Here is a 3590-nt window from a genome sequence, read left to right as displayed (position 1 = left end):
TCCCTGCTCGTCCGGCGTCGGCTCGAGGACCGCGCGACGGCCGTCGACGCGGACGGCCAGGGGCTTGCGGTTCCGGGCGCCGCCGACCGTCGACTCGCCCACCGCCCAGACCCGTCCTGGGGACACCGTCACCGCGTTGAGCCGGGCCAGTCCCCGGTCGGCCGTGTCCGGCAGGGCGATCCGGGACCAGGCCCGACCGTTCCAGTGCAGCAGCAGCGGCTCGGTCCGCCCCGACTCCGCGTCGGCGACGGCCAGCCCGGCGGCCCACACGTCGGCCGGGCCCGCGGCCGCGACGGCCGCCAGGGCGGCACCCGCCAGCCCGGCGGGCAGTGGCACCCGGCTCCAGCGGACGCCGTCCCAGTGCTGGGCCACCGGTCCGCTGCCCTCGGCGTCCGCGGTGGTGCCGACCGCCCACACGTCGGTACCGCTGACCGCGGCCACCCCCGAAAGGTCATGGCCGGCACCGGGGACGTCGTCGGCGGGCACCCGGGTCCAGCGCACGCCGTTCCAGTGCTCGATCAGCGACCGGAACGGGGTGGCCGGCTCCCACTCGTGGCCCACCGCCCAGATCCGGTCGGGCGCGGCGGCGGCGATCGCGGTGAACTGCGCGGAGACGCCCTTGCCCAGCGGCGGGGTCGGGACCACCGACCACGTCCCGCCGCTCCCGTGCTGCACCTGCGGTTCGAAGGTGTACGACGGCCGGTCGCCGACGACCTCCTGGTGGACGGCGAACCCGGCGGCCCACACGTCGTGGGCCGAGAGCGCCGTCACGGCCACGAGATTCGCCGAGCCGAGCCCCAGCGGCACGACGTCCCAGCCCGGCCGGGCCGCCGCCGGGCTCGCCGGCACCAGCACCGCGGCCAGTGCCACGGCCACGCTGCGTCTGATCACGGTAAGCCTGATCACTGCTTCTCCCCCGGTTCGCGGACGATCTTCTGGTCGGCGGTGGCGGCGTGGACGACGGTGCCGGCGGGGATCCCGTCGGCCGCGGTCACCGCCACGATGCGGAAGCCGAGCATGCGGGAGCTGACCGGGTCGATGACGATTTCGGCGCGCTTGCCGTCGGCGGTGCGGGCGATCGCGACCCCTGGCCGGCCGGCCAGGTCCACCTGGCCCGGGACGCGCTCGACGCCGGGGATCGTGGCCAGCACCTGGTACAGCGCGGACCGCAGCGCGGGCGAGAGCAGGGCGTCGGCCGTGGTGGCCAGGGCGCCCACCCGCTTGAAGATCGGCCCGTCGGCCTCCAGCACCGCCTTCAGCCGCTGCGGGTCCGTGGGCAGCGAAGCCAGGTAGGCGGGCGTCGGGTTGGCGAGCCCGGGTTTCGCCGGGGTGGCGGGCGTGTTCTTGGGGTCGGTGCCCGGCGTGTCGGTGTACGTGACGACCTTCGTGTAGTCGGTGCCGTAGGCGGCGAGCCGGGCGCCGTCCGCGGGCGTCAGCGGGCGCGCGTTGAGGCCGCGGGTCGTCTTGACCAGCTTCGGGAGCGTGCCCTCGTCGACCGCGCTCCACCGCTCGGTGACGTCTTCGGCCACGTAGGAGGCCGGGCCGTCGGGACCGGTCACCGTCTGCACGGAGAGGGCGCGTTCGGTGGAGTAGAGGTAGCCGCCGTGGCCGACGTCGAGGGGCCGGGCGTTGGCGACCCGCCGGACGACCAGGTTCACGGTCTCCCCCAGGCCGGTGGCGTCAGTGATCGCCTGGGTGCCGTCGGGGCCCGGCGGGCTCGCGGACGGCGGTGTCGCCGGGCCCGCGGACGGCGGTACCGCCGGGGTGCCGGCCGGCCACAGGACGACCGTGGCGGCCACCGCCACCGCTGCCGAGGCCGCGACGGCGGCTGTCACGGCGCGCACCGGACGGCGTCGCGGTGCCGTGGTGCGGGTCAGGACGTGCTGCCGGATGGTGGCCAGGTCGGTGTCGCCGGGTGCGGGCCCGGCTCGGTGGAAGCGCCGCAGCGCGGCGTCGAGCGCTTCGTCGGTCATGCGGGTCCTTCCAGGACTTTGTCGGTGATGCCCAGGGCGGCCAGCGAGGCCCGCAGCCGGGTCCGGCCGCGGTTCAGCCGGGACATGACGGTGCCGATCGGGATGTCCAGCGCCGTCGCTATCTCGGCGTAGGTCAGTCCGGCGGCGTACAGGTAGAGGACGTCACGCTGCCGGCGGGGCACCTTGTCGAGCTCGCCGGACAGCGCCCGGATCGCGGCGCCGGCGTCCGCACGGGCGACGGCGCGGTCGGCGGTGCTTTCGGCGGACGTCTCGCCGGCGGGCCGGAGCAGCTTGCGGTACCGGGCTTCGGCCGCCCGGTAGCGGTGGAGGACGTTGGTGGCGATGCCGTAGAGCCAGGGCAGGGCGCTGGCGTGGGACGCGTCGAACCGGGCACGGCGTTCGTAGGCGATCACGAACGTGTCGGCCACCGCGTCGTCCACGGCGTCGGTGCCGATGCGGCGGGCGCAGTACCGGTAGATCTCGCGGGCGTGCCGGTCGAAGACGGTGCCGAAGTCCGCTCGCGTGCCGGCGAGCAGCGCGGCGTCGGTCGGCGGATCCGCGCGCTCCGGGCGGGGTTCGGCCGAGCTGTCGGGGATGGCTTGCACACCCCTCCTTCTCCCGGTGCCCGGAAGCTATTCCGGTCCGATCTTGTAACCGGACCCGGGGCCGGGGCGACTACCGCTTCAGGAGGACGCAAGTGGCACCCATGCGACGGACTTCCGGCCCGATCGGCCTGGCCCTGGGCCTGCTGGTCGCCGGCTGTGGCAGTCCCGCGCCACCGGGGACGACACCGCCGGTTTCCACCGCCACCGCGACCACGGCCTCGTCCGCCGAGCCGCTCACCGGCGCCACCGTACCGACCTCCGCGACCGGCCCGGCGACTTCGTCGGCGTCCCGGACCGCCGGGTCGGCCACCGCGAACACGTCCCGGAAACCGCCGACGCCGAAGTCCGCGCCCACGACGGCGAAGCCGCCGGCGAAGGGGTCGCCCGTGCGGACCGCGCCCATCGACATCGTCGGAAGCTCCTACGCCCAGACCGGGCCGCTGACCAGGACCCAGCTGGAGGCCGAATGCGGTGGCAGCCTCTGCGTCACGCTCGGGACGACGGTCGAAGGGCCTCCGGACCCGCAACTGGACTGCAAGGTCAAGCGGATCATCCAGGCGGTGCCGCTCTACCGCGGTGACACGATCACCTTCGTGCTCGCCGATCCCTGCGGCGACTTCACCGAACCGCCCCCACCCACCGAGTAGTGGCGGCGATGGCGAAGCGGCTCCGGTCCCTGCGGCCCCCGGCCCCTCCGGCGGAGGCGAAGCCCGAAAGCCCGTCGAAGGCGCTGCGCCTGCTCGGCTCGGTGATCGCGCCGACGACCGTGCTCACCGGGCTGCTGTTCTTCTTCGGCAGGCAGCACGTCAACTGGCTGCTCGACTACTTCGGCGTCCCGCTCTCGACGATGGGGCTGACCGCGCAGGACTACCTGGTCCGCAGCGCGGACGGCCTCTACCTCCCGATCGCCGTCGTGATGGCCGCGGTGCTGACGCTCCTGTGGCTGTACCGCTTCCTGCGCGCCCGGCTCGGCGACGCGGCGTGGCAGCGGCTGCTCCGGCTCGCGACGCCG

Annotated in this window: 4 protein-coding genes and 2 pseudogenes; 2 read left to right on the top strand and 4 right to left on the bottom strand. The window is 75.0% G+C overall.

The window, feature by feature from the left end; genetic code table 11:
- The 4 genes and pseudogenes from CCN39_RS47680 to CCN39_RS47665 all read right to left on the bottom strand — a co-directional run.
- Window positions 1–891 (bottom strand): annotated as a pseudogene (locus tag CCN39_RS47680) (hypothetical protein); the annotation flags it as partial.
- 11 nt (window positions 892–902) lie between these two features.
- Complete coding sequence (locus CCN39_RS47675; protein ID WP_086853767.1) at window positions 903–1973, bottom strand: CU044_5270 family protein; 1071 nt, start codon at window positions 1971–1973, stop codon at window positions 903–905.
- The gene (locus CCN39_RS47670; RefSeq protein ID WP_244211349.1) at window positions 1970–2578 is read right to left on the bottom strand and encodes an RNA polymerase sigma factor; all 609 of its coding nucleotides are present in this window, start codon (window positions 2576–2578) and stop codon (window positions 1970–1972) included. The genes CCN39_RS47675 and CCN39_RS47670 overlap by 4 nt, the downstream gene beginning before the upstream one ends.
- A gap of 70 nt (window positions 2579–2648) precedes the next feature.
- A complete protein-coding gene (locus CCN39_RS47665; protein ID WP_143264470.1) occupies window positions 2649–2987 on the bottom strand; it encodes a hypothetical protein in 339 nt (112 codons plus the stop codon).
- Between CCN39_RS47665 and CCN39_RS47660 the strand changes: the two genes are divergently transcribed.
- Window positions 2965–3225 carry a hypothetical protein gene (locus tag CCN39_RS47660; protein ID WP_086853763.1) on the top strand — a complete coding sequence of 87 codons (261 nt, stop codon included), beginning with the start codon at window positions 2965–2967 and terminating at the stop codon, window positions 3223–3225. The genes CCN39_RS47665 and CCN39_RS47660 overlap by 23 nt on opposite strands.
- Window positions 3226–3233: 8 nt before the next feature.
- Window positions 3234–3590, top strand: a pseudogene (locus tag CCN39_RS47655) (hypothetical protein); the annotation flags it as partial.

This window comes from Amycolatopsis kentuckyensis, from assembly GCF_002155975.1.
Classification (GTDB): domain Bacteria; phylum Actinomycetota; class Actinomycetes; order Mycobacteriales; family Pseudonocardiaceae; genus Amycolatopsis; species Amycolatopsis kentuckyensis.
Note: the sequence above shows the minus strand (reverse complement) of the source record. Positions and strands in the feature narration are given on the sequence as shown.

Bases quoted from the DNA above. Each gene is read 5' to 3' on its own strand.
- CCN39_RS47675 (WP_086853767.1), bottom strand. From the start codon at position 1,973: ATGACCGACGAAGCGCTCGACGCCGCGCTGCGGCGCTTCCACCGAGCC.
- CCN39_RS47665 (WP_143264470.1), bottom strand. From the start codon at position 2,987: ATGTCGATGGGCGCGGTCCGCACGGGCGACCCCTTCGCCGGCGGCTTC.